Raw genomic sequence first — 23,498 nt, forward strand, 5'->3', positions numbered from 1 at the left:
GACTGCGTAGTAGTCGTACGTGCGTTCAGGCGAGTTTCAATAGCGCCAAAGGCCGGTCACCCCGCAACGGGGTGGCCGGCCTTGCGCGGACGACTAGGAAACCGTCTTGAGGGTTTCTGCGATCTTGGCGGCGAGATCAGCCGGAAGCGGCGCCGAACCGGCGTTCTTCGCAGCGATCTTCTGGCCCTGGTCGCTCGCGATGTAGCCGATGTAGGCCTTGGTCAGTTCCGCCTGCTTGGCGTCCTTGAACTTGGTGCAGACGATGTCGTAGGAGATCAGCGGGATCGGGTAGGCGTCGCCGGAAGTCAACTTGGTGTAGTCGATCTTCTGCGACAAATCGCCCTTGACCTCGCTCGGCGCAGCGGTGACGCCTGCCTCGATCGCCTTGGTCACGCCTTCGGCGCTGAATGCGACGTACTTGTCGCCGGCCTTGATCGAAGCGGACTTCAGGGTGTCGATCGCGGAGTGGTCGGCGTAGCCGATGGTGCCGTTGCCGGCCTTGACCGTGTTGACCACACCGGAGCCGCCCTGCTGGGCGGAGGAGCCGGCAATCGGCCACTTGTTGGAGACCGGGTCGGTCCAGACCGACGGGGCCACCTGGCTCAGGTAGTTGGTGAAGTTCTGCGTGGTGCCGGATCCGTCCGAGCGGGTCACCGTGGTGATCGCGGTAGCCGGCAGGGTGACGCCGGGGTTGTCGGCCTTGATCGCGGCATCGTCCCAGGTCTTGATTTCCTGCTTGAAGATCTTCGCGACGGTCTCCGAGGAGAGCTGCAGCTTGTCCACGCCTTGGAGGTTGAACACGATCGCCACGCCGTCGAGGTAAACCGGGAGGTTCACTGCGCCGCCCGGGCCGCAGACGGCCTGGACCTTGGCAGCCTGGTCCGCGTTCAGGTAAGCGTCCGAACCAGCGAAGTCGTACGATCCGGCCGTGAAGTTGGTGACGCCGCCGCCGGAGCCCTGCGACTTGTCGTAGTTGATCTTCACGTTCTTGGCCTGGGCGGTGAAGCCCGCGGTCCAAGCGGTCTGCGCGTTGGACTGGGCGCTGGAGCCGCCGGCGGTGATGGTGCCGCTGAGGCCCGAGTAATCGACCGCCGCGCTCGAGGAGCCGGCCGGAGTCGAGTTTCCGGCGCCGGAGTTGCCACCGCAAGCGGTGAGGGCGATGGCGCCCACCGCGATAACAGCCGCAACGCGACCGTAGCGAAGTACCTTCACTTGTTTTGCCCCTTCCAAGGGATCTAGCTGAACCGTCGCCCCCCATGAAGGCTGCACGTCAACTGGCTATCTGAATTCAGTGTTTTTGCAGGATTACTCCTTGAACTTAGGCGGCAGAGGTAACGGGACGTGCCGCCGGAGATGAACGGAAGGTTAACAAGATCTGGCCATTGGAATAAGCGTGCTCCGGTGTGATTGCCATCAACCGGGCGACAGGCTATGCGTCGCCGGACAGCCCTTCCGAAGTGCCGACACCATAGACTGAAGCCATGTCCGGAAAGAGCAAGGCCGTACGGCGACCGCTTCCGGCTACCGCCCGGTTCTTCGGCAGCCGGACCAGGATCGGGGCCCGGCGCAGTGCGCAATCGGTGGTCCCGGCGATTCAGATGACCATCTGCGCGGTGGGTGCTTATGCCTTCGCCGAGTTCGTGCTCGGGCACAGCGGACCGATTTTCGCTGCGACCTCCTCGCTCATCGCCCTGGGATTCTCCCGGGATCCGAGATTGCGCCGGGTATTGGAAGTGGCGATCGGCTGCACCCTGGGCATCTTGATGGGCGAGCTGATCCTCACCTGGGCGGGTGCCGGAATCTGGCAGGCAGCCGTGGTGCTTTTCGCTTCGATCATGCTGGCCCGGTTCTTGGACAACGGCGCGATCTTCGCCACCCAGCTGGGTCTCCAGTCGGTTCTGGTGGTTCTGCTGCCACTGCCCACCGGCGGACCATTGACCCGGAGCGTGGACGCCGTCGTCGGGGTGAGCTTCGCCCTGCTGATCACCCTGCTCACGCCGCGGGACCCGCGCAAAGAACCGAAACAGGACATCTGCAAACTGCTCAATGAATTGGCCGAAGTCCTGCGCGAATGCGGCGAAGCCCTGGTCAAAAGCGACTCGACCATTGCTTGGCACGCCCTGGTCCGGGCCCGCAGTTGCCAGCCGCTCGTCGACGGCATGCGGGCTTCGCTGCGTTCCTCCGGTGAAGTCGCGACGATCTCGCCGGCCTACCGGCGCTTCAAGGGCGAAATCAGTTCGTTGGAGAACTCGCTCGAGTTCATCGATCTGGCGCTGCGCAACTCCCGGGTATTCGCCCGACGGCTGACCAGCGCGATCAACAACGCCGCACTTTCCGATTCCGCGGTAGAAGGGATCAGCGAGATGCTTTCGGACACTGCGGACGCGGTGGATCTGATCGCGACCGGCCTGGCCGAACGCGACGCCACGGCGAGCGCGGTCCACTTGAACAATGCCCGTGACGAGCTCTGCTTGATCGCCAGTCTGCTGCACCCGAAATCACTCGGCGTGCAGAAACTGGAAGGCGAAACCGTCGTCATGCTGTTCCGGCCGCTCATGGTGGATCTACTCGAGGCCGCAGGCGTCGACGGCGAGGAAGCCAGAAGCCTGCTCCCGACGATCTAACGTTTTTCCGGTTTCGGATAGCATCTCGCATTTGCGTTAGCGTTATTTCGCACATCCGGCTAACGCACCTGCGGCTGGCTAACTGAAACGACGATTGGATTGTGCGAGGCTGGCTTGCATGACGGAACTCCCCGAGTGCTACACCGGCAATGATTTCTATTGCGATGTAGCGCTGCCCCGGCCCGGCAGTTTGGACCTGCTGTACGACGGCGAAGCGGTGATCGCCTTCCAGCACACCAAACCGTACTGGGAACACCACGCAGTGGTGGTGCCGAAGCGGCATATCGCTTCGCTGTTGCAGTTGTCCGGCGAGCCTGAACCGCTGGTCCGGGAGTTGCTGCAGGTGATTCAACTGGTGGCAGCCGACTTCGAGCAACGGTTCGGCGATGCCAGAGTCCTGACCAATCTGGGCCGCTACCAGGACTCCAAGCACCTGCATGTGCACATCAGCGCCGGTGCGGAACTGGGTTAGCGTGTTTCGGATAGCGTCTCGCTTTTGCGTTAGCGTTATTTCGCACATCCGGCTAACGCACCTGCGGCTGGCTAACTGAAACCGGGGAACGGGTACGTGCGGCACACCGATTGTCGGTGCGACTGGGTAGGCTCGTGGCATGGCCAAATCCACCCGAACCCCTGCTCCCGGATTCAAATGCGCGGAGTGCGGTTGGACCACCGCGAAGTGGGTGGGCCGGTGCGGCGAATGCCAGGCCTGGGGCACTGTGGAAGAAGTCGGCGTCACGGTGGCCCGGACCACGGCGGCAAGCAGCGTTGCGGTCCCGGCCACGAAGATCGCGGATGTGGATGCGACCACCGCCGCCTATTTGACCACCGGGGTGGCCGAACTGGACCGGGTGCTCGGCGGCGGCGTCGTGCCGGGCGCCGTGGTACTGCTCGCCGGCGAGCCCGGTGTGGGCAAATCCACGCTGCTCCTGGATGTGGCCGCGAAATTCGCCCGCGGGGCACGCGACGTGCTCTATTTGACCGGCGAAGAATCCGCGGCCCAAGTGAAACTCCGCGCCGAACGCATCGGGGCGATTGCCGATTCGCTCTATCTGGCCGCGGAAAGCGATCTCGGCGCAGCCTTGGGCCAAGTCGAAAAGGTGCAGCCGAAGCTGCTGATCGTCGACTCGGTGCAGACCTTCAGCAGCGCCATGGTGGAAGGCTCCGCCGGCGGCGTGACCCAGGTCCGCGAGGTGGCCGCCTCGCTCATCGCGGCCGCGAAACGGCTCAATATGACCACGGTGCTGGTAGGGCATGTGACCAAGGACGGCTCGATCGCCGGGCCCCGTCTGCTGGAACACCTGGTAGACGTGGTGTGCCAGTTCGAAGGCGAACGGCATTCCCGGCTCCGCTTGCTGCGCGCGGTGAAGAACCGCTATGGCCCCACCGATGAAGTGGGTTGCTTCGACTTGAGCGAACAAGGCATCGAAGGGCTTGCCGACCCGAGCGGGCTCTTCGTTTCGCGGACCAAGGACCCGGTCTCCGGAACCTGCATCACAGTGGCGTTGGAAGGCAAACGTCCGCTCGTCGCCGAAGTGCAATCCTTGCTGGCGACCAGTTCGACGTCGCAGCCCCGGCGGGCGACCAGCGGCCTGGACTCGTCCCGGGTCTCGATGCTGCTGGCGGTCCTGCAACAGCGGGCCGGCGCGAATCTGGCGAATGAAGATTCCTACGTGGCCACGGTCGGCGGCGTGCGGCTCACCGAACCGGCCACCGATTTGGCGATCGCACTGGCCATCGCCTCGGCCAAATCGGGGATTGCTTTGCCGGCCCGGTTGATCGCTTTCGGCGAAGTCGGCCTGGCCGGCGAAGTGCGGCCGGTGCCCGGCATCAACCAGCGGATCCACGAAGCCCACCGCCTGGGCTTCAGCCACGCAGTGGTCCCCGGCAGCCCGAACGGCCCCGGCCCGATTCCGACCGGCTTCTCGGTCCGGGAAGTCCACCAGCTCAGCGACGCCTTGGAATTGCTCTTTCCGGTGCCTGCCGGAAACTGAAGCCCCGGAATCGGCAACCGCAATGCCGTCTCTCCCGATCTCGCCGCAGTATCCCACTAGTATGGGCTGTGATGTTCTAGTGTTCGCAACGATGCCCGGTTTGGACTCTGATCCCAGCCGGCCGGTTTGGAGTGCACCGTCGCGCCAAACCCCAGGAGAGGATGTGCCGTGGTCCGCAGCCCCGAGGAATCATTGCGGGCAACCTTGGCGAGGGTTGCCCCGGGAACCCAGCTGCGCGACGGCCTGGAACGCATCCTGCGGGGTCGCACCGGCGCATTGATTGTGCTCGGTTACGACAAAACCATCGAATCGTTGTGCTCCGGCGGCTTCGAAATCGACATCGACTTCGCTGCCACCAGGCTGCGCGAACTGGCCAAAATGGACGGCGCCATCGTCTGCGACAAGGACGCGGCGAAGATTCTCCGCGCCGCGGTGCAATTGGTGCCGGATCCGACCATCGAGACCCAGGAGTCCGGTACCCGGCACCGCACCGCGGAACGCGTCGCGATCCAAACCGGGGTTCCGGTGATCTCGGTCAGCCAATCGATGCAAATCATCGCGCTTTACGTCGGCGGATTGCGGCACGTGCTGGAAGGCTCGGAAAAGGTTCTCGCCCGGGCCAATCAGGCCCTGGCCACCCTGGAACGCTACCGGGCGCGCCTGGACCAGGTCACCTCCTCACTGTCCGCCCTGGAAATCGAAGCAGTGGTGACCGTCCGCGACGTCGCGGTCACCTTGCAACGCCAGGAAATGGTTCGGCGGATCTCCGAAGAAATCGCCCAGTATGTCCTGGAACTCGGCGTCGACGGGCGACTCCTGTCGCTGCAACTCGAAGAACTCACCGTGGGCCGCGGGCCGGGCAGCGAAATGGTGATCCGTGATTATTCGCACATCGAGAGCAGCCAGGAAGAGATCGATATTGCGCTTGCCGGCCTGCAGGACATCAGCGCCACCGAGTTGATCGATCTGGGCCGGATCGCCGGAATCGTCGGATTGATGGAGAGCGGGAATTCGCTGGACTCGGTGATCCACCCCCGGGGCTACCGTCTGCTTTCCGGTTTCAAGGCCGTGCCGCGCGCGGTCGCCGACCGGTTGGTGGAACATTTCGACGGTCTGCAGAACTTGATGGCCGCGACCATCGAAGAACTCATGGCAGTAGAAGGCATCGGCGAACAGCGTGCCCGGACGGTCCGCGAAGGACTCTCCAGGATCGCCGAAGCCAGCTTGCTGGACCGTTTCCTCTGACTCCCCCGCCGAGTGGCCAGGTCTGCAGCCAAAACCACGGCCATACCCTGCAGATCTGGCCACTCGGCGAGGCAATGACGTGACGTAATGACGTAATACCGGCTCAGGGGTTGAGCGTGAATACCTGCTTGGGGCTCACGAGCTTTCCGAGTGTCGCGGTCAAGGTGTAGGTACCCGGTCCGGGTTTCGCAGCGATTGGCGTGCAACCTTCCACGGTCCGGTTGAGCTGCCACGGGAAGTTGGCCTTCTCCGACGCGCCGGGCGCGATGCTCTTCACCAGGTCGGCAGCGCCTTCCTGGCAATCCTTCGACGAGAAGATCCGATCGCTGCCGCTCATCACCAGGAAGTCCATCTGGCTGGTCCCGACGTTGACATCGCAGGCCACCGTGCCGCCATTGCTGACGGTGAGCGTGAACACCGGCGTCTTGCCGGCCGGATAGCTCGGCGCATCGGTTGCCGCAGCGACGGTGATCTTGCTCTGGTCGCAGACCGGCGTGCTGGGCGTCTGCGGCACCGGGCTGACGGATCCGCTGCCGGCCGCGGCGGACTCGGAGCTCGAAGCATTGCCCGAAGCGGGCTTGCTACCCGGCTTGAGCACCGAAACGATGATCACCACGAGCAGGATCAGCACGGCCAAGGCCGCAATGCCGACGACCAGCCTCCTCCGGCGGTAAACCCCCGGAGATGCTTGCCTCCGTTTTCCTCCGCCTTGCCCTGCCATGCGCACCAGCCTACGGAAGATCAGCCCGGCAGCAGCGATCCCACGCCGCAGCGGAGCCAAATCACAGGCAACGCCGAGCCGCGCCAACTGTTAGCTTTGATGCTGTGCAACTCCCGCAAACCACCAGCCACGTGCAGCACCGGATCATCGATTGGTTCAGCACGAATGCCCGGGACCTGCCTTGGCGGTCCGCCGACCGGACGCCCTGGGGCGTGTTGGTCAGCGAGGTGATGTTGCAGCAGACACCGGTGGTCCGGGTGCTCCCGGTCTGGCAGGAATGGCTGCGCCGGTGGCCGCGGCCATCCGATCTGGCCGCCGAACCCAGCGGCGAAGCGGTCCGGGCCTGGGGCCGGTTGGGTTACCCGCGCCGGGCTTTGCGGCTGCATGCCGCGGCAACCCGGATCAGCTCGGAGTTCGACGACGCGGTCCCGGCTACGGTGGCTGAACTCAAATCGTTGCCCGGCATCGGCGACTACACCGCGGCGGCAGTCGCGGCATTCGCCTTCGGAGTCCGGTCCACCGTGGTGGACACCAATGTCCGCCGGGTCGAAGCCCGGCTGTTCAGCGGCACCGCGCTGCCCGCGCCGAGTCTCAATGCCGCCGAAATGCAGTTGGCCGAGGCTTTGCTGCCGCTGGACCGGGAAACGTCGGTGTCCTGGAACGCGGCGTCGATGGAACTGGGCGCGCTGCTGTGCACGGCGCGATCGCCGAAGTGCGCCGCCTGCCCGGTACGCACGGACTGCGCCTGGCTTGCCGCCGGCGAACCCGAACCGACCTACCAGCCGAAAGGGCAGCCTTGGGCCGGAACCGACCGGCAACTCCGCGGGGCCGTCATGGCGGTGCTCCGGCAGGCCGAACATCCGGTGCCGCGCAGCCTGTTCTTCACCCCCGCCGTCGGCCTGGACGGGCCGGCCGAAGACGGCGACCCGCCGTTGCAGCGTCTGCACGCACTGGCCAGCGACTCCACCCGGCTGGAACGGATCCTGGCGGATCTGGTCCATGACGGCCTCGCCGAATCCAGCGCTGCCGGGCTCAAGCTGCCCGGTTGAGCCGGCCCGGCCGACTCAGATTTCGCCGAACCCGTTTGCCACCTCGGTGCGGACCAAATCCACGGCCCGCTGCGCATCCGGGCCACTGGCCACGATGTGCAGTTCGGTGCCCTGGGCCGCACCGAGCGTCATCAGCATCATCACGGACTGCCCGTCCACGCCGTTGATCTCGATCTCCACGTTCATCGCGCCCAAGGCCGCCGCCAGGGTGGCGGCAGGGCGGGCGTGCAAACCCATCGGGTTCAGCAGCACCGCATCGGCACGGATCGTGCGATCGCTGCCGGATGCGGCCGGCGCGGGTTCGGCTCCGGGCGGTGCGATGCCCAATGCGCTGCCGGTCAGCGCGGTTTCGGCGGCCGCACGGACGGCCGGCAGCCCGGCGCCGGCTTGGGCCGCCACCGCGGCGGCCACCGCGCCTTCCACCAGCGGAGCGTCCGCCAGTTGCACGCCGGCCGGCCCGCCGGCCAGGTCCAGCGCTGCCTCCGCGGTCATGACGGCGGAACCCAGATCGGTCAGGATCAGCATTCCGGAATCCCCGGCTGTCGCGATCGCCGCACCGATCTTGCCCAATGAGGTGCCCAAGCCGCCATCGTCCATGCCTCCGGCGGCGAGAATCGTGACGTCCGGGGCCATCTGGCCAGCGAGTTCCACCACGCCATCGGCCAATTTGGCGCTGTGCGAAACGATCAGCAGTGCGACCCTCATGCGGCCTCCCTCGCGGATTCCGCAGCGGCGCGGAGAATCAATGCGGTCGACTGGGCTCCGGGGTCGCGGTGCCCCGCGCTTCGTTCGCCCAAATAGCTGGCCCGGCCTTTCCGGGCGACCATCGGTTCGGTGTCCCGAGCGCCGGCTTCGGCGGCCGCCGAGGCCGCGGCGAGCAGCTCTTCCGGCGCCAGGCCGTTTTCCACTGCTTCATCAGCGGCTTCCACCGCCGGGGTCCAGGCGTCGATCATGGTTTTGTCGCCGGCATCGGCTTTGCCCCGGGCCACGATCCCGTCCCGGGCCGCGGTCAGCATCGCCGCGAGGCGCGCGGAGTCCAAGACCGCTGAATCGCCGACGGCGGTGGCGGCCCGCAGGAAGGCGGTTCCGTAAAGCGGGCCGGCAGCCCCGCCGACCACCGACATCAAGGTCATCGCCACCATTTTGAAAACTTCGCCGGGGTTGGCGAAATCACCGTCCAGCTTTTCGACCACCGCGCCGAAGCCACGGTCCAGATTCTCCCCGTGGTCGCCGTCGCCGATCACCCGATCCAACTCGATCAGCCCAGCTCGGTGTTCGTGCACGGAATCGGCGGCCGCCCGAATCCAGGACACGGCCCATTGCACATCAAGCATCTACATTCCCCATCTCAACACCGCGGTATGCACCGGGGCATCCCACAGTTCGGTCATTTCGGCATCCAGGCGCAGCACGGTGATCGAGCAACCCTGCATTTCGAGCGCAGTGACATAGCTGCCCACCAATGAACGGCTCACCGTGACGCCGCGTTCCGCCAGCACCGCGGCAGCCCGGCGGTAGACGATGTAGAGCTCGCTCAATGGCGTGCCGCCCATCCCGTTGACGAAAAGCAGTGCGTTCTCCAGCGGCGCTCCGGCGCCGAAGTCGGACAGCACCGCCTCGAGCAGCCGATCAGCGATGCCGTCGGCCGAGTCCATGGCGATCCGGTGCCGGCCGGGCTCGCCGTGGATGCCGATGCCGATTTCGATTTCGTCCTCGGCCAACTCGAAACTGGGCACTCCGGCGTGCGGAACGGTACAGGCGGAAAGCGCCACACCCATGCTGCGCACATTGTCGACGACGCGTTGCGCCACGGCGGCGACCGCATCCAGAGCGTCGCCGCGCTCCGCCGCCGCTCCGGCGATCTTTTCGACCAGCACCGTGCCGGCGACGCCGCGTCTGCCGGCGGTGTAGAGCGAGTCTTCGACCGCGACGTCGTCATTGACCAGGACCGTGCGCACGTCGACGCCGCCGGCCTGCACCAGTTCCGCCGCAGTTTCGAAATTGAGCACATCACCGGTGTAGTTCTTCACGATCTGCAACACCCCGGCACCGGAATCGGCTGCCTGCAGCGCCGGGATGATGCCATCCGGCGTCGGCGAGGTGAAAACCGGCCCGGGCACTGCGGCATCGAGCATCCCGAGACCGACGAAACCCGCGTGCAACGGTTCGTGGCCGGATCCGCCGCCGGAAACCAGGCCTACTTTTCCGGCCTTCGGGATCGCCCGGCTGACGAACCAGGGATTGCGGTGGACCTGCACCAGATCGGCATGCGCCAGCCCGAAGCCGTCGACCGACTCAGCCACTACGTTCTTCGGATCATTGATCAGTTTTTTCATGACTGCCTCCCAGGCTTCCTTGCCGAACGGGTGTGATTATCAGCCTATTTCATCCGAAGGCGTAGTTCATCGCGACGCAGCTGCTTCGATCCTGCCGGCCACCCCGTCCAGCACGAGTTCCAAGGCGAACTCGAAGTGCTCGTGCGCCGTCGCCGTCGAGTCGTCGGCACTGAATTCGCCGGCCCGGAGCAATGGCAGCAGTTGCGGGAATTCACCCGCTGGCAGCAAGTCTGTCATCGCCTGCTCGAACCGGGCGCCGGCGTCGTCTGCGGCACTCGGGCCCTGTCCGATGTCGCGGCTCAGCCGGGCATTGGCCAACGAGATCGAGCTCAGGGTGAGCGCGGTGTGCAATTTCTGCTCCCCGTTGAGCGGAGTGCCGGCGAGCGCCTGCAAACATGCCTCGAGCCAGCGCATTTGGTAGTACGTCATCGGTGCCCCACCGATCGGGATGTCCACCAGCCAGGGCCGATGCAACACCGAGTCGTAGATGCCCCACGCCCAGACCCGGCACTTCGCGCGCCAACCCGCCGCTTCGGCCAGGCGCTCCGGAACCGGGCCGAACCCGGCATCCAGCATCAGGATCAGCAAATCGTCTTTGGACTTGAGATAGCGGTACAGGCTCATTGCGGTGAAGCCCAGACGGTCCGCGACACTCTTCATCGACACCGCGGAAAGCCCGCCTTCGTCGGCCACGGACATTGCGGCTTCGACGATCTTGGGCACGCTCATTCCGGGCTTCGGCCCCCGGGAGCCGGAAGGGCTGAGCCCCCAGGACAGCGCGACTCCGGCCGGCAGCGCTTCGAGCAACGGCTGCACGCCGGCCGCGCCAGTGGTCGGTTCTTCGATTCCCATTCGGCTCCCCATAGGTGCTGCTTCGTCATTCCCCATCCTAAGTCCGCGGCTCAACGGCTCAATACGGCCACCAAGAACCCCAGTTGCGGACGGAGTTCTTCTAGCTGTTCGGGCCGCCGGCCGGGGACCGTGCTCATGTGGATCAACAAACCATCGAGGTAATCCGTCAGGATCTCCGCCGACCGCCTCGGGGCGGTCGCACCCAACTGGCCGAACACGGCATCGGCACCATCCAGCAATCGCAGGTGGACCCCTTGCAGTTGGTCCGCCAGACCCGGCTCGTTCGCCAGATTGGCCAGCAGCGCCAATCTGGCGAGGACCAGCGGAGAGGCGGCGCCCAGCGCCAGCTCGATGAACTCAAGCAGTGCGTCGACCAGGCCTTCGGGGGTCCGCGGCAACTCGGACAGTTCCAGCTCTTGCCGGTCGCGTTCTTCCAAGCGGGCCACGACCGCAGCCAACAACTCGCGTTTGGTCCGGTGGTAGTTCGAGGTAGTGCCCTCCGGCAGCCTTTTCGGCATCACCCCGCGGGAGGCAGGTTTGACCAACTGGTTCGCTTGCATCGCGTTGCCGCAGTCCCGGATCGATGCGCTCCTTTCGGATTCCACGCCGGAGCAACGCCGGGCCTTGCTGGCGGAGAACTTCGGGCACTGGCACCGGGATGTGCAACGCGTCCTGGACGCCGGGCGGGACCGCGAATTCTTGTTCCACCAACTCGAAGTGCTGGCGCCGCTGGGCAGCTTCGTCAACGGAAGGACGGCGCTGATCGGCGATGCGGCGCATGCGATGGCGCCGTTCCTGGGCCGCGGTGCCTGCGAAGCCATCCTGGACGGGGAGGCCATGGGCCGGATCGCGATGGCCAGGCACGGCTTGCCGCTGCGCAATGCCGCGCTCCGAAGCGCCTCCGCACTGACTCGACGGAGATCACGAAGCTGAAAGCCGGACCGGCGGTCAGAGCGCTTTGATCATCCGGGTGTTGCCCAGCGTATTGGGTTTGACCCGGGCCAGGTCCAGGAACTCGGCGACGCCTTCATCGTGCGAGCGCAGCAATTCCGAATACACCTCCGGGCTCACCGCACTTTGGTCGGGCATCACGTCGAAACCGTGCTTGCGGAAAAAATCCACTTCGAAGGTCAGGCAGAACACCCGGCTGACACCCAATGCCCGGGCCCGGGCCAGCAGTTCTTCGACCAGCGCATGGCCCACGCCTTTGCCCAGCCACTCCGGAGCCGCAGCCAAGGTCCGGATTTCCGCGAGGTCTTCCCACATCACATGCAGCGCCCCGCAGCCGATCACCGCGGAGCCGACCTCGTCGACCGCGACCGCCATCTCCTGGATGCCTTCGAAATAGGCCACCGTCTCCTTCGACACCAGCACCCGCTGTTCGGCGAGCGGCGCAATCAAGGACTTGATCGCGGGCACATCGCCGGTCCGTGCCGCCCGCAGCGAGAAGGCGTTCGTAGTGTTCACCCGCCAAGTCTAGTCAGCCGTGCTTCCCCGCCGCGCAATCCGGCGGGGAAGCACGGAGGGATCACAGGCCGAGCTCTTTGACCACGGCGACTTCCTGGCCCAGCACGTGTTCGGCCAGGAACGATTCGACCACTGAGTACCAGACCCGGGCATGCTGCGGCTTGAGGATCCAGTGGTTCTCGTCCGGGAAATACAGGAAGCGGTGCGCCGTTTTCCCTTCGGCATCGGTGGCCAACGCCGATTTGGCCAACAATTCGTACCAGAGCCGCAGACCCTCGCCGATCGGCACCCGGTAATCCTTATCGCCGTGGATCACCAGAACCGGACTCACGATCTCCGTGACGGAGCTGTGCGGCGAATTCTCGGCGCCCATCTGCTGGTTCATTTCCCGCCGCCAGTAGGAGGCGACGTCGGTGGTGTTGCTGAAGCCGTCCAGCTCCCACAGGCTTGCGTGCGTGACGATGGCCTTGAAACGGTCGGTGTGGCCCGCCACCCAGTTCGCCATGTAGCCGCCGAACGATCCGCCCATTGCGGCGGTGCGCGCTGCATCGATGTCCGGCCGGGCCACCACCGCGTCGGTGATCGCCATCAGGTCGGTGAACGGCTCGGCGCCCCAGCGGCCCCAGCCGCGCTGGATGAAGTCCTGACCGTAACCGGTGGAAAGCGCCGGATCCGGCAACAGCACGGCATAGCCCCGGGCGGCCATGATCATCGGGTTCCAACGCCAAGTCCAAGCATTCCACGAGCCCAACGGCCCGCCATGGATCCAGAGCAGCAAGGGGTTAACGCGAGGGGCCCCGGGCGGCGAAGCCGGCTGGGGAGCGTTCTCCCCAGGCAGGGGTTTTTCGGCATTGGTCGGCAGGACCAGCCAAGCACGCACCGTCGAACCGTCCGCCGCCGTCGTGCTGACCTCCTCGATCCTGCCGGGCAGTTCCGGCCGCGCCACCGGCGAGCGCAGCGCTAGGGTCTCACCGTTCGCGACGTCGATGCGCACCGGTTCGGCCGGGAAGGCATAGGAACTGCGCAGCGCGTAGAGCACTGAACCGTCCGGGGCGGCCAAGACGTTGGTGTAGGCCGCATCGTCCTGGGTCAATCGGCGCACCGCACCCGATTCGCTGTCGATCAAGAAGACCGGCGAACGGCCGTTCTCGTCCGCGACGACCACGACGGTCCGACCGTCCGGCAGCCAGGCCTGCGGCGTTCCCCAACGGTCCCACTCGGCGGCCAGCTGCTCGATCCGGCCGGTCGCCAGGTCCAAGATCCACATCGTCATGGTCGGTGCCTGCTCCGGAGTGCTGCGGCTCTCTTTCACCACTACGGCATGTGATCCGTCCGGGCTGATCGGGCCGGGGAAGAAGTCGCCGTCGGCGGCTTCCAAGACCACTGAACGGGTGCCGTCGGCCAGTTCGATCCGCTCCAGGCGATAGCTCAGATCGGCCTTCGCCCCGGGACGCAAAACGCTGGTCAGGGCGAAGGAACCGTCCGGGCTGATTTCGGTGTGCGCCTCCAAGAGCCCGACGCCGATGTCCTGGGTCACCGCGCGCAGCACCGAGGCAGCCTCGGATCCGGCGCTGGCCGGCGAGCCAGACCCGGCAGCGCCCGGCTCCACCACGAAAAGCTGGGTGCGATCAGGCCCGAGGTCCTGGTCCCAGAAACGCACCGGGTAACCCGAGTGCAAGATCGCCGAGACTTTGCGGTCTTTGCGCGCCTTCCGGAGCTCCTCGTCCGCAGCCTCGTCCGCCGCGCCCGGAAGGACCCCGGCGGTCACCAGCACCACCTCGGACGTGGGGCTCGCGATGAAGCCCTGCACGCCTCCTATCCGGGAATGCACCACCCGGGCTTCACCTCCGGCTGCTGGCAGTTCCCAGAGCGCGTTGACCGGCTCGTCGTCCTCGGAATCCGGGTCCGGCCGGGCAGAGGTGAAGAGCAATCGTCCGGCTTTGTCGAAAGCCGCCGAACTTTCGCCTTTGGCGCTGCGGGTCAGCCGGTGCGCCGCAGCTGAACCGGCCGGATCGATCTCCCACAAAGCATTGCGGTATCCGGTCTTTTTGCCGTCCAGCGTGGCCACGGTGGTGACCAGCCGCTGTCCGTCGGCGCTCAAGGTCAATCCGGACAAACGCGGAATGGCCAGATAGTGATCCAGGTCGTGGAAAGGGGTTTCGGGCACAGCGGCTCCGCTGTCTTCAGAAGTCATGCCTCCGGTCTACCACACCCCGGCAATGCCGACTAGGCCTTGGCGGCATCGTCTTCGGCCTGGAATCTGGCGGTCTCCGCGCGGACGAAATTGCGCTTGGACAAATGGCCGAAGATGATCGACGCCGGGCTGATCACGATCCAGAAATACATCGCCGCGACCGGACTCACGAAGGCGATCGGAATCGACAACAAGAACACCACGGCCACCGGGAGGGTCGAGCTGAGCGTATACCGGTACAGCGCGTCGGAGACCCCCGGATCGAGCAGACCGGCGGTTTCGGCATAGCGCCAAAGGCCGCCCAACAGGAAAAAGATCGCGCATGTGGTGCCGGCATAGATCGCGATCGGCCACGGTGACGACCCCGGCGCCTCGAAGAGCATGCTGGTGGGCACTGGAAGGAAGACCACCATCATCAACAGGGCCAAGTTGATGAGCTGGAGTTTGGAATCATAGGAGGCGATTCCTTTGAACCGCCGGTGATGGGTCAGCCAGGTGTTGCCCACCAGGAAAAAGGAAAGCACAAAGCCCACGAAGGCGGGCAGCTTCGCCAGCAGCACGGCTTGCACGCTCTCCGCCGTCGCATGCTCTGGGAACTCCACCCGCAGGTCCAGAGCCAGCAAAGTCATGGCGATCGCGAACACCGCGTCGGAGAAGAAAACCGTCCGTTCGGTGTTGGGCCCGTGCCGCAGCGAATTCGCGGAAGCTTCGATCCGTTGCTGGAGGTCTTGGCCGTCCGCTTTGTCTGGATTGCTCGGTTCAGTCACGGACCGAGCTTACTTCGCGGTGCCGCCGAAGCCGCGGAGAAAACTCAGCGAACGCCGTATTGCTGCATCAACCAATCGAGGTTGTTGACCACACCCGGTTTCCACACCGACCAGGTGTGCCCGCCGGGCAGCGTCTGCAGCGTCACTTGGGCGCCGGCTGCTTTGAGCGCCCGGTAAACCTCTTCGCCCTGCGGCCGGTACGCGGAGTCGTTTCCACCCACGACGATGATCCCTTTGCTCGTGGGCAATTTCGTGGTCTTCAGCACGTCCAAGGGGTTGACCTTGGCGAAGGCAGCGGCATCGCCGCCGAAGTAGGTTTTGATGATCGCCGGATCCCCGCCGGCGATGGTCGGCCCGCGCTCCCCTGAGACATCGATGAAGGTCGGATAGGCCTGGGGGAAGGTCACTCCCATTTGGAATGCGCAGGTACCGCCGAAGGAGAATCCGCCGATCGCGAACTGCTGGGCCGAGCCCAAGCCCAATTTGAAGGTTTCCCGGACGAAGTTCGGCACGTCGACGGCCAAGAAGGTGCCTCCCTTGCCGAGCTTGGAATCCATGCACATGGGCCAATTCGCAGCAGACTGGGCCGAAACGTCGGGCATCACGACCAGGGGCGCGATGCCTTTGTTGGCTGCGGCGTAAGCATCCAGGGCCTGTGCGATCCGCCCCCCGGTGAGCCAGTCCTGCGAGCCTCCGGGATTCCCGTGAATCAGCACCAGGACCGGAACGTTCGCCGGCTTGGCAACCAGGTAGGCGGGTGGGAGATAAACGAAATTGTCCCCGGACGGCACCCCGGAGACCGTGCTCGGAATCGCCATCTTGATGACTTTGCCGTTGGCCGGCATATCCGCCGGCGGATTCCAATCGCTGAGCTTGACCGTGGGCGTCTGCGCGGTGAGCTGACCGCCCTGGTCCGGCGGTGGCGTGGTCACGGTTTCGATCCGCACCCCGTTGTCGCCCCAGAGGCTGCCCAGGGTCGGGTAGTAACCGAACACCTGGTTGATCTGCAACGCCACCGCGAGCACCACCAGCAAACCCGCCAAAGGCGCCAGGGCGCGGACGAACCACCGCTTGTTGCGGAGCATTTTCGGCACAACCAGCGAAATCGCGGTCACCGCGACGCCGACGAAGAAATAGATCCGCCAGTCCAGCGGCGCACCCCAGGGGTTGATCACGTCGTCGATCAGGAATTTCGCCCCGAACCCCACCAACAGTCCGGCGCCGAAGGACACCGGCACCGCCAGGGCGAGGTGCTTCCGGGGACCGACGACCAACCAGGCCAGAGCCAGTAAGCCCAGAATGGGCAGCAGCACAGCGAGGACCCCGGTGGTCAGTCCGATTCCGGCCATCTAGTGCGCTCCTTATTGGTCACCACACAGCGCATCCCCAGCGCGGGCGGTACATGTCATTTGTACCTGCCTGCGCTGGGGATGCGTTGTGCGTAACCAGTTCCCGTGGTTGTGAATCAGGCTACCGGCGCGATTTCCGGAACCCTCGGCTTGGCGTTGCCGGCGAAAGTGAAGGTCGCTTCGTCGCCTTCGCCTTCGACATCCACCAACACGATCTCGCCGGGCTTCAGCTCGCCGAAGAGGATCTTCTCGGAGAGCTGGTCTTCGACCTCGCGCTGGATGGTGCGGCGCAGCGGCCGGGCACCCATCGCCGGATCGTAGCCACGGGTGGCCAGCAAGTTCCGGGCCGCGGTGGTCAGCTCGATGCCCATGTCCTTCTCCTTGAGCCGGTTCTCCAGTTTGGCCAGCTCCAAGTCGACGATCTCGATGATCTCCTCCTGGGTCAGCTGCGGGAACACCACCACATCGTCGACGCGGTTCAAGAACTCCGGGCGGAAGTGCTGCTTGAGTTCCTCGGTGACCCGGGCCCGCATCCGGTTGTAGCCGGTTTGCGTGTCCGTGCCGGACTGGAAACCAGTCGCCACGCTCTTCGAGATGTCCCGGGTGCCCAGGTTCGTGGTCATGATGATGATCGTGTTCTTGAAGTCCACTACCCGGCCCTGCGAATCGGTCAACCGGCCGTCTTCGAGGATCTGCAGCAGCGAGTTGAACAAGTCGGCGTGCGCCTTTTCGACCTCGTCGAACAAGACCACGGAGAACGGCCGACGCCGGACCTTTTCAGTCAGCTGGCCGCCTTCTTCGTAGCCCACGTATCCGGGAGGCGCCCCGAACAGCCGGGAAACCGTGTGCTTCTCCGAGTACTCGGACATGTCCAAGGTGATCAGGGCATCTTCTTCACCGAACAGGAATTCGGCGAGCGCCTTGGCCAACTCGGTCTTGCCGACGCCGGTCGGGCCGGCGAAGATGAACGATCCACCCGGGCGTTTCGGGTTTTTGAGGCCCGCCCGGGTCCGCCGGATCGCCCGGGAAATCGACTTGATCGCTTCGTCCTGGCCGACGACCCGCTTGTGCAGCTCGTCTTCCATCTTGAGCAGCCGGCTGGATTCCTCTTCAGTCAGCTTGAACACCGGAATTCCGGTCGAATTGGCCAACACCTCGGCGATGAGTTCTTCATCCACCTCGGAAACGCTGTCCAAGCCGCCGGTACGCCAAGCCCGGTCCTTGTCGGCGCGCTCGGTGATTAGCTTCTGTTCGGTGTCGCGCAGCGCGGCAGCACCTTCGAAGTCCTGCGCATCGATCGCGGCTTCCTTCTGGGCTTTGACCGAGGCGATCTCCTCGTCCATGGCCTTGAGCTCCGGCGGAGCGGTCATCCGGCGGATCCGCAAGCGCGCGCCGGCTTCGTCGATCAAGTCGATCGCCTTGTCCGGCAGGAAGCGGTCCGAAATGTAACGTTGCGCCAACGTGGCCGCGGACGCCAGTGCGCCGTCGGTGATGGACACCCGGTGATGGGCTTCGTAGCGGTCCCGCAAGCCCTTCAGGATTTCGATCGCGTGCGCCACCGAGGGTTCTTTGACCTGGATCGGCTGGAAGCGCCGCTCCAAAGCAGCATCCTTTTCGATGTGCTTGCGGTACTCGTCGAGCGTGGTCGCCCCGATGGTCTGCAATTCGCCGCGGGCCAGCATCGGCTTCAGGATCGAGGCCGCATCGATCGCACCCTCGGCCGCACCGGCACCGACCAGCGTGTGGATTTCATCGATGAACAAGATGATGTCGCCCCGGGTCCGGATTTCTTTGAGCACTTTCTTGAGCCGCTCTTCGAAGTCGCCGCGGTACCGGGAACCGGCCACCAACGAGCCCAAATCCAAGGTGTACAACTGCTTGTCTTTGATGGTCTCCGGCACGTCCCCACGCACGATCGCCTGCGCGAGGCCTTCGACGACGGCGGTCTTGCCGACGCCCGGCTCGCCGATCAGTACCGGGTTGTTCTTGGTGCGCCGGGAGAGGATCTGCATGACGCGTTCCATCTCGTGCTCACGGCCGATGACCGGGTCGAGTTTGTTCTCCCGGGCCAGCTGGGTCAGATTGCGGCCGAACTGGTCAAGCACCACTGAGCCGGCCGGCGTGCCTTCTTGCTGGCCCTGGCCGACTCCGGCGGTTGCGGTTTCTTTGCCCTGGTACCCGGAAAGAAGTTGGATGACTTGCTGACGCACCCGGCTCAAATCCGCGCCGAGCTTGACCAGCACCTGGGCCGCGACGCCTTCGCCTTCGCGGATCAAGCCGAGCAGAATGTGCTCAGTCCCGATGTAGTTGTGGCCAAGCTGCAGGGCCTCGCGGAGCGAGTACTCGAGCACCTTCTTGGCCCGCGGCGTGAAGGGGATGTGGCCACTGGGCGCTTGCTGGCCCTGGCCGATGATCTCCTGCACCTGCTCGCGTACTGCATCGAGGGAAATGCCCAGCGATTCCAATGCCTTCGCGGCAATGCCTTCGCCCTCGTGAATGAGACCGAGCAATACGTGCTCGGTACCGATGTAGTTGTGATTGAGCATGCGGGCCTCTTCTTGGGCCAGCACGACCACCCGACGGGCTCTGTCTGTAAATCTTTCGAACATTGCGCCACACTCCCTAGCTACTGCGTACTTTGATGCTACGCAGATTCCCGGGAGTGCGGGGCAATGTTCGCCACAGGGAAAACTCAGCCGTTGGCTTTGCGGTACGCCTCGACGATATCGGCCTGGATCCGACCCCGCTCGCTGACCTTGTGGCCGTTGTCGCGGGCCCACTGCCGGATCTGTGCGACGTCGTTGTTACGGGCCGCTACCGCCTGGCGGCCGGCACGCGGTCCGCGGCCCGCATTCTTGCGGGCAACCGAGATAAACGGCTGAAGCGCATCGCGCAATTGCAGTACATGTGGTGCGGAAAGATCAATTTCATAGCTGATGCCGTCCAAGCCGAAGCGGACAGTTTCATCGGCGGTGCCACCGTCGAGATCATCAACTAAAACAATGTTTACCCTCTGTGCCATGGAAGAACCCCTGATGCAAATCAAAATTTAGACGAGTGAAGCGTTGGACAACTAAATTATGCAGACTAATGCCGTCATCGTCAAAATTGTTCGCTGACTATTTCCTGTGAATACTAAAAACATTCCAATTAGAATGTTTAGCTGATTCCGGAATTCCTGTCGTCGGCTTCCTTTTCGGCGCGCGCCAACGCCTCACGTTCAGCGCGATCGGCATTGAAGATCGCTTTCATCGCGAAGAAGAAAACCAGCCCTACGCCGAGCGACGGAACAATTACTGCTACGTATTCCACGAAAAGTCAGCCCCTTTGGGTATCCGGTTTGAGCAACGGGAAAAGAATCGATTCCCGGATGCCGACGCCGGTGAAGAGCATAACCAGCCGGTCGATGCCCAACCCGATTCCGCCCATCGGCGGGGCACCGTATTCGAGAGCGCGTAAGAAATCTTCATCTAGCTGCATCGCCTCAGGATCTCCGCCGGCGGCCAGCAGGGATTGCTCGGTGAACCGCTCCCGCTGGATGACCGGGTCGATGAGTTCGGAGAATGCGGTGCCCCGTTCCATGCCGCCGATGATCAGATCCCAGGCCTCGATCAAGCCCGGCTCGCTCCGGTGCGGCCGAGCCAACGGCTGAGCGGAAGGCGGATAGTCGAAAACGAAGGTCGGTTGCAGCAACTTCGGTTCGACCAATTCGCCGAAGAGCTCGATGACCAACTTCTCCGCATCCCATGCCGGGTCGACTTTGACGCCGTGTTCGGCAGCGATCGAACGCAAATCCACGGCCTCGGTTTCCGGGGTGATCCGCCGGCCGACAGCCTCGGAAAGCCCGGGGTACACGCCCAGCCATTGCCATTCGCCGGCCAAGTCGATCACGCCATCCGGCGTCTCGATTCGCCGCCGCCCGACGGCATCGGCACAGTTCAAGATGATTTTTTTCATCCGCTCGGCCATGACGAATTGGTCCGCATAGGCCTCGTAGCATTCGAGCATGGTGAATTCCGGACTGTGCGTCGAATCGACGCCTTCATTGCGGAAAATTCGACCCATTTCATAGACCCGGTCTATTCCACCGACCACGGCACGCTTGAGGTAGAGCTCGAGCGCGATCCGGAGCGTCATTTTCTGATCGAATGCGTTGATGTGGGTTTCAAACGGACGGGCATGGGCACCGCCGTGGACCAACTGGAGCACTGGCCCTTCGACTTCCACATATTCGAGGGAATTCAGGGTTTCCCGAACCGATCGCGTGATTGCCGCCCGAGTTCGCACCATCTGCCGCGCTTCATCGCGGACCATGAGATCGACATAGCGTTGCCGGACCCGATTCTCTTCGTTCAAATCGGCATGCAACACCGGCAAAGGTCGAATTGCTTTGGAAACCATTTGCCAGGAATCGGCCAGCACCGAGAGCTCGCCGCGTTTCGACGAAATGACCTCGCCGTGCAAGAAGACATGATCGCCGAGGTCGGCCAGGGCTTTCCAGTCGGCCAAGGCGGCTTCGCCGACGTTCGCCAAACTCAGCATGCCCTGCAACCGCGCGCCGCTGCCCTCTTGCAGCGTGACGAAACACAGCTTTCCGGTGTTCCGGACGAAAACCACGCGACCTGAGATGCCGACGATTTCGCCACTGGCCTCGTCCGCCTGGAGATGGCCGAACTTTTCCCGGACTTCTGCCAGGCTGTGGGTTCGGGGCACCCCCACCGGATAGGCTTCCAAGCCGCGGGCCAGAAGACTGGCGCGTTTGTCCAGCCGGATCTGCATCTGCTCGGATACATCGGTGCTCTGCGGGCTTTTTTCATCGGTCACGAATATTGATTTTACCGTGGCTGCCCGCCTCCGCTGACCGGCACGGCGGAAAAGCCGGCAACACGGTAGGTTCGTAGCATGCGCGAAAGCACCTTGCAGACCGACGACGGCGGCCATCTGGCCTTGTACAGCTATGGCACCGAAGACGCTCCAGGCGGGCAGCGCGTCGTCGTGGTGGGCGGCGCCTTCCTGACCGCATTGATCTACCGGCCGTTCGCCATCGCGTTCGCGAAGACCCTGGGCGAAGGCTGGGCCGTGGACGTGTACGACCGGCGCGGCCGGGGCGGTTCCAGCGAACAACCCGAGGACTATTCGATCCGCACGGAAATTTCGGACCTGGCGTTGGTGCTGCGGGAGACCCGGGCGAAGAACATCCTGGGGCACAGCCTGGGCTGCTCGGTCGCGCTCAATTCGGTGCAGGAATTCGTCGGCTCCGAGCTGGAGCCGGAAAAACTCGCGCTCTACGATCCCGCAATCAACATCGACAACAGCCTGGACATGTCCTGGTTCGAATCATTCGAAAACGATGTGGCTGCCGGCCGCATTTCGCATGCCTGGGCGAAATTCAAGCGCGGATTCAACGCCACCGGCCCGTTGACCCGGGTCCCCGAGCCGATCCTGGCCGGGCTGCTGGCATTGGTGGCCCCGACCAGGGCGGCCCGGGCAGTCAAAACCCTGCTGCCCACCGCGGTCGGCGAATTGAAGGCCGGGATGCTCGAAGCCGAAAAGGCCGAAGACTTCAGCAAGCTGCCGGCCGGCACCCAGTTCCTGGTGGGCGCGAAAAGCCCGGAGTACTTCCACGAAACCGCCAAGCGGCTGCATGCGGCGATCCCCGGCAGCGGCTTTGCGCTTTCGCCTAAAATGGTGCATGGCTCGATTCCGGCGGCAGCCCGGGAACTCCTGGACGAACTCACCGACTACTTCAGGTCCTGAGCCCGGTGGATTCGCGGATCACCAATTCGGTGGCCAGGTTGATCAACGTGCACGCCGGCGCACGTCCGGCCAACAGCGTCTTGAGCTGATTTCCCGCGGCTTCGCCCAAAGCAGCTGCCGGAAGCCGCACTGTGGTCAGGCCCGGATCGCTCGAGCCGGCGAACGCCAGATCATCGAACCCGGTCACCGCGAGCGCGCCGGGCACCGCCAAGCCGAGCTTCCGGGCAGCCTGCAGCACGCCGAAGGCCTGGGTGTCGGTGGCACAGGCCACCGCGGTCACACCCGCGGCGGCCAGCTGCGGCCACGCCGCGGCGAAGGCTTCCGCCGCGGCGCCCAGATCGATCGTGGTGCTGGGAATCGCGCCGTCCAGCACGCGGATCCCCAGCTGCTCCGCAGTCACTCGGAAAGCCCGACGCCGGGCTTGGAACGTCTGGGTTCCGGTGACCGAATCCAAATAGGCCACAGTCCGGTGCCCGCAGGCTGCCAGGTGGCCGGCGAGCTCGGCGGCACCGGCCTCGACGTCGAAATTGACCCGTGGCGCGGTCCCGCCCGAACCAGGCGCATCCAACAAGACCAGTGGGCCGGTGGCCGCCAATTCGGCCAAGAACTGTTCGCTCGGCGCATCCACCAACAGACCGGCCGGCCGGAGCGCGAGGAGCTTGCGAACATCCCGCACCGCCGGGAACCGGCCATTCCCGGTGACCGAAAGCAACAGTTGGTAGTCCGGACCGATCGCCGCACGGATCCCGGTGATCACTTGCGAATAGAACGCGTTCGAAATGTCCGGGGCAATCAGGATCACGAAATTCCCGGCTCCGGTGGCCAGCGAACTGCCCGCACTGTCGACGACGTATCCCAATTCGGAGATCGCTTCGGCCACCCGGGCCACGATCTCCGCCGACACCCGGCCGGAGGTTTTCCCATTGGCCACCAGCGAAACCGTCGCGGTGGACACCCCGGCCTTCGCTGCGACCTCGGCAGCCGTGACCCGGGGCGCCCGGGCGGGCGGTGTCGGGGCCTTGCCCGGACCGGACTGCGGAGAAACCATAGAGCGATGGTAGCCCGGATCATCGGTTCGGACCGGACCCGGACGATCGGTAGTTAAGCGTTTGACGCCCGACTCCCGCGAGTGCGAGACTACCC

Annotated in this window: 23 protein-coding genes; 7 read left to right on the forward strand and 16 right to left on the reverse strand. The window is 64.6% G+C overall.

What is annotated here, in order from left to right; all coding sequences use genetic code 11:
- Positions 1-93: 93 nt before the first annotated feature.
- Positions 94-1,212, reverse strand: a complete 1,119-nt coding sequence (gene pstS, locus JOE69_RS09130; protein ID WP_296362758.1) for a phosphate ABC transporter substrate-binding protein PstS — start codon at positions 1,210-1,212, stop codon at positions 94-96.
- Between the two features lie 269 nt (positions 1,213-1,481).
- Here pstS and JOE69_RS09135 point away from each other — a divergent pair, with 269 nt between their 5' ends.
- The 4 genes from JOE69_RS09135 to disA all read left to right on the forward strand — a co-directional run bounded on the left by JOE69_RS09135 (position 1,482) and on the right by disA (position 5,863).
- Positions 1,482-2,624, forward strand: coding sequence for an FUSC family protein (locus JOE69_RS09135; protein WP_309798002.1), 1,143 nt, complete (start codon positions 1,482-1,484; stop codon positions 2,622-2,624).
- 118 nt (positions 2,625-2,742) lie between these two features.
- Positions 2,743-3,096 (forward strand): HIT family protein, encoded by a 354-nt coding sequence (locus JOE69_RS09140; protein WP_309798004.1) that lies wholly within the window; start codon positions 2,743-2,745, stop codon positions 3,094-3,096.
- A gap of 139 nt (positions 3,097-3,235) precedes the next feature.
- Entirely contained in the window at positions 3,236-4,618 is a 1,383-nt protein-coding gene (radA, locus tag JOE69_RS09145; RefSeq protein WP_309798007.1) for a DNA repair protein RadA, read from the forward strand.
- Between the two features lie 168 nt (positions 4,619-4,786).
- On the forward strand, positions 4,787-5,863 hold the full coding sequence (gene disA / locus JOE69_RS09150; RefSeq protein WP_296362750.1) for a DNA integrity scanning diadenylate cyclase DisA: 1,077 nt from the start codon (positions 4,787-4,789) through the stop codon (positions 5,861-5,863).
- Between the two features lie 103 nt (positions 5,864-5,966).
- Here disA and JOE69_RS09155 read toward each other — a convergent pair whose 3' ends face one another.
- A complete protein-coding gene (locus tag JOE69_RS09155; protein ID WP_296362749.1) occupies positions 5,967-6,584 on the reverse strand; it encodes a hypothetical protein in 618 nt (205 codons plus the stop codon).
- A 104-nt stretch (positions 6,585-6,688) separates the two neighbouring features.
- Here JOE69_RS09155 and JOE69_RS09160 point away from each other — a divergent pair, with 104 nt between their 5' ends.
- Positions 6,689-7,633, forward strand: a complete 945-nt coding sequence (locus JOE69_RS09160; protein ID WP_309798009.1) for an iron-sulfur binding domain-containing protein — start codon at positions 6,689-6,691, stop codon at positions 7,631-7,633.
- A 15-nt stretch (positions 7,634-7,648) separates the two neighbouring features.
- Here JOE69_RS09160 and dhaM read toward each other — a convergent pair whose 3' ends face one another.
- From dhaM to JOE69_RS09185, 5 genes are all read right to left on the reverse strand, one after another.
- Positions 7,649-8,338: a dihydroxyacetone kinase phosphoryl donor subunit DhaM gene (dhaM, locus tag JOE69_RS09165; RefSeq protein WP_309798012.1), complete on the reverse strand. Its 690-nt coding sequence runs from the start codon at positions 8,336-8,338 to the stop codon at positions 7,649-7,651.
- Complete coding sequence (dhaL, locus tag JOE69_RS09170) at positions 8,335-8,967, reverse strand: dihydroxyacetone kinase subunit DhaL (RefSeq protein ID WP_309798015.1); 633 nt, start codon at positions 8,965-8,967, stop codon at positions 8,335-8,337. The genes dhaM and dhaL overlap by 4 nt, the downstream gene beginning before the upstream one ends.
- The gene (dhaK, locus tag JOE69_RS09175; RefSeq protein ID WP_309798017.1) at positions 8,968-9,969 is read right to left on the reverse strand and encodes a dihydroxyacetone kinase subunit DhaK; all 1,002 of its coding nucleotides are present in this window, start codon (positions 9,967-9,969) and stop codon (positions 8,968-8,970) included.
- Between the two features lie 66 nt (positions 9,970-10,035).
- Positions 10,036-10,821 (reverse strand): TetR/AcrR family transcriptional regulator, encoded by a 786-nt coding sequence (locus tag JOE69_RS09180; RefSeq protein WP_309798019.1) that lies wholly within the window; start codon positions 10,819-10,821, stop codon positions 10,036-10,038.
- Between the two features lie 50 nt (positions 10,822-10,871).
- Complete coding sequence (locus tag JOE69_RS09185) at positions 10,872-11,381, reverse strand: TetR/AcrR family transcriptional regulator (RefSeq protein ID WP_309798022.1); 510 nt, start codon at positions 11,379-11,381, stop codon at positions 10,872-10,874.
- Between JOE69_RS09185 and JOE69_RS09190 the strand changes: the two genes are divergently transcribed.
- Entirely contained in the window at positions 11,359-11,754 is a 396-nt protein-coding gene (locus tag JOE69_RS09190) for a flavin-dependent monooxygenase (protein WP_309798025.1), read from the forward strand. The genes JOE69_RS09185 and JOE69_RS09190 overlap by 23 nt on opposite strands.
- Positions 11,755-11,769: 15 nt before the next feature.
- Here JOE69_RS09190 and JOE69_RS09195 read toward each other — a convergent pair whose 3' ends face one another.
- The 8 genes from JOE69_RS09195 to lysS all read right to left on the reverse strand — a co-directional run bounded on the left by JOE69_RS09195 (position 11,770) and on the right by lysS (position 21,377).
- Positions 11,770-12,288 (reverse strand): amino-acid N-acetyltransferase, encoded by a 519-nt coding sequence (locus JOE69_RS09195; protein ID WP_309798027.1) that lies wholly within the window; start codon positions 12,286-12,288, stop codon positions 11,770-11,772.
- 61 nt (positions 12,289-12,349) lie between these two features.
- Positions 12,350-14,482, reverse strand: a complete 2,133-nt coding sequence (locus tag JOE69_RS09200; protein WP_309798028.1) for a S9 family peptidase — start codon at positions 14,480-14,482, stop codon at positions 12,350-12,352.
- A 32-nt stretch (positions 14,483-14,514) separates the two neighbouring features.
- A complete protein-coding gene (locus JOE69_RS09205; RefSeq protein WP_309798030.1) occupies positions 14,515-15,249 on the reverse strand; it encodes a TMEM175 family protein in 735 nt (244 codons plus the stop codon).
- Positions 15,250-15,293: 44 nt separating this feature from the next.
- The gene (locus tag JOE69_RS09210; protein ID WP_309798032.1) at positions 15,294-16,598 is read right to left on the reverse strand and encodes an alpha/beta hydrolase; all 1,305 of its coding nucleotides are present in this window, start codon (positions 16,596-16,598) and stop codon (positions 15,294-15,296) included.
- Between the two features lie 116 nt (positions 16,599-16,714).
- Entirely contained in the window at positions 16,715-19,207 is a 2,493-nt protein-coding gene (locus JOE69_RS09215; protein WP_309798034.1) for an ATP-dependent Clp protease ATP-binding subunit, read from the reverse strand.
- 83 nt (positions 19,208-19,290) lie between these two features.
- Positions 19,291-19,620: a histone-like nucleoid-structuring protein Lsr2 gene (locus JOE69_RS09220; protein ID WP_296362726.1), complete on the reverse strand. Its 330-nt coding sequence runs from the start codon at positions 19,618-19,620 to the stop codon at positions 19,291-19,293.
- Positions 19,621-19,757: 137 nt separating this feature from the next.
- Positions 19,758-19,910, reverse strand: a complete 153-nt coding sequence (locus tag JOE69_RS09225) for a hypothetical protein (RefSeq protein ID WP_296362724.1) — start codon at positions 19,908-19,910, stop codon at positions 19,758-19,760.
- 6 nt (positions 19,911-19,916) lie between these two features.
- Positions 19,917-21,377, reverse strand: coding sequence for a lysine--tRNA ligase (gene lysS, locus JOE69_RS09230; protein WP_309801239.1), 1,461 nt, complete (start codon positions 21,375-21,377; stop codon positions 19,917-19,919).
- Positions 21,378-21,500: 123 nt separating this feature from the next.
- On the opposite strand from lysS, the gene JOE69_RS09235 reads away from it, so the two are divergent.
- Positions 21,501-22,355: an alpha/beta hydrolase gene (locus JOE69_RS09235; RefSeq protein ID WP_309798038.1), complete on the forward strand. Its 855-nt coding sequence runs from the start codon at positions 21,501-21,503 to the stop codon at positions 22,353-22,355.
- Here JOE69_RS09235 and JOE69_RS09240 read toward each other — a convergent pair.
- Entirely contained in the window at positions 22,345-23,403 is a 1,059-nt protein-coding gene (locus JOE69_RS09240) for a LacI family DNA-binding transcriptional regulator (protein ID WP_309798040.1), read from the reverse strand. The two genes, JOE69_RS09235 and JOE69_RS09240, sit on opposite strands and share 11 nt — an antisense overlap.
- Positions 23,404-23,498: the final 95 nt, after the last annotated feature.

Origin of the sequence: Arthrobacter russicus, assembly GCF_031454135.1 — a bacterium.
GTDB classification, from domain to species: domain Bacteria; phylum Actinomycetota; class Actinomycetes; order Actinomycetales; family Micrococcaceae; genus Renibacterium; species Renibacterium russicum.